Raw genomic sequence first — 1,826 nt, forward strand, 5'->3', positions numbered from 1 at the left:
CTGCGGCGGCCCGCCCGGGCGGAAAAACAGGGCGCGCCACACGGCCAGCGCAGCCTGGGTGTCAAAGGGGAAACGCAGCGCGTGCGGCGGTGTGGCCCGGTCCACGGCGGGCAGACTGCGCAGGTAGGCGAAGATGGCATCCACATCCTCGCGCGTAACGTGCGTGTAGTTCAGGTAGGGAAAGGCCGGGTACAGCAGGCGGCCGTCGCGGGAGCGCCCGTTGTGCATGGCGCGCCAGAAGTGCGCCGCCGTCCAGCTGCCGAGCCCCGTGGCCTCGTGCGGCGTCAGGTTGGGGGCATAGACCGTGCCGAAGGGCGTGTCGATGCCGCGCCCGCCGGCATAGGGCTCGCCGCCCGGGGCGGTATGGCAGCCGGCGCAGTTGCCCACGCGCGCCAGGTAGGCACCGCGGGCGATGACTTCCGGGGTGGCCGGGACGGCGACCTCGTGCGTCGGCAGGGGGGCCTCGCCGAGCCGGTTGAGCAAGAGCACCAGCGCCAGCGCCACGGCCGCAAGAAGCAGCGCCCCCAGGCCGGCCGCAAGCACCTTGTGGCCGCGCCTCACTGGCCGCCCTCCGGCACTGCGCCATCCGGGGTGGCGGACCCGGCTTCGGGCACGCCGCCGCAGCGCAGCGGCAACCGGGCGGCCAGCCCCGCCGCCGGGACTCCCCCCGCGGGCACGGGCTGGGCCGCCAGCCAGGCGGCGATGGCGCCCACATCCTGCGGCTCGAGGCGGCGCGCGATGTCCGCCATGCAATCCGGCGCCTGGGCATGGCGCTGCCCGGTCTGCCAGGCGCCGAGCTGGCCAGCGACGTAGTCGCGCGACAGCCCGAGCAGCCCCGGCAGCCAGGGAGAGACCCCCGTCAGCGCATCGCCATGGCAGCGCACGCAGGCCGGAAGGCCGCGCGCGGCGTCGCCCTCGCGCACCAGCCGCCGCCCGCGCTCGAGCACCGCGGGCGGGGCCTGGGACGCGGGCGGCGGCGCATAGGGCAACTGCAGGGCCGCGAAATGCTCCGCCATCTCCTGCAGGTAGGCATCCGTGAGATGTTCCAGCAGCCACGCCATCTGCGGATAGCTGCGCCGCCCTTCGCGGAAGTTCAAGAGCTGGTTGTAGAGGTAGCCCGCCGGCTTGCCGGCGATGCGCGGAAAGTAGCCTTCGGGCGTGGCGCGCCCCTGCTCGCCGTGGCAGGCAGTACAAGCCAGCACGCGCGGCCCCATGTCGTCCCGGGCGGCGGCCGCCTGGGGCGCCTGTCCCGGCGCGGCGCCCGCCCAGGTCGCCAGACACGCCGCCAGGGCTGCCGCCCCCAGGCGCAGCAGCGCCCGCAGTCCGGCCCGACCCTCAGCCACGGCCGACGAAGGGCATCTTGGTGGCCATCACGGTATGGAAGAGCACGTTGGCCGACAGCGGCAGCTCCGCCATGTAGCGCACCGATTGGCCGACGATCTGCACGTCGATCATCGGCTCGGAGGCGATCTCGCCATTGGCCTGCAACACGCCCTGCGTCATGCGCTCGGCCAGCTCGGTGCGTGCGTTGCCGACGTCGATCTGCCCCACGGCGATGTCGTGCCGTCGGCCTTCGAGCGAGGCGGCCTTGGTCAGGCCGGCGACGGCGTGCTTGGTGGCGGTGTAGGCGATGGCGTGGGGGCGCGGCACGTGGGCCGAGATGGAGCCGTTGTTGATGATGCGCCCGCCCCGCGGCGACTGCGCCTGCATGACGCGGAATGCGTTCTGCAGGCACCAGAACATGCCGTTCAGGTTGACGTCCACGACGCCCTTCCACTGCTCGACCCCGACCTCCTCCAGCGGCAGCGCCGGCGTCCCCGAGCCGG

The 1,826-nt window shown here is 73.8% G+C and carries 3 protein-coding genes; all 3 read right to left on the bottom strand.

Annotation, left to right across the window (positions count from 1 at the left end; genetic code table 11):
* Positions 1-561: c-type cytochrome (locus tag A612_RS07120; RefSeq protein WP_019373823.1), on the bottom strand; the 561-nt coding region annotated here is incomplete at its 3' end.
* Complete coding sequence (locus A612_RS07125; RefSeq protein ID WP_019373824.1) at positions 558-1,214, bottom strand: c-type cytochrome; 657 nt, start codon at positions 1,212-1,214, stop codon at positions 558-560. The genes A612_RS07125 and A612_RS07120, both read right to left, overlap by 4 nt.
* Positions 1,215-1,335: 121 nt before the next feature.
* The coding region (locus A612_RS07130; protein ID WP_019373825.1) for an SDR family oxidoreductase at positions 1,336-1,826 on the bottom strand (491 nt) is incomplete at its 5' end.

The organism is Melaminivora alkalimesophila, assembly GCF_000282995.1.
Classification (GTDB): domain Bacteria; phylum Pseudomonadota; class Gammaproteobacteria; order Burkholderiales; family Burkholderiaceae_C; genus Melaminivora; species Melaminivora alkalimesophila.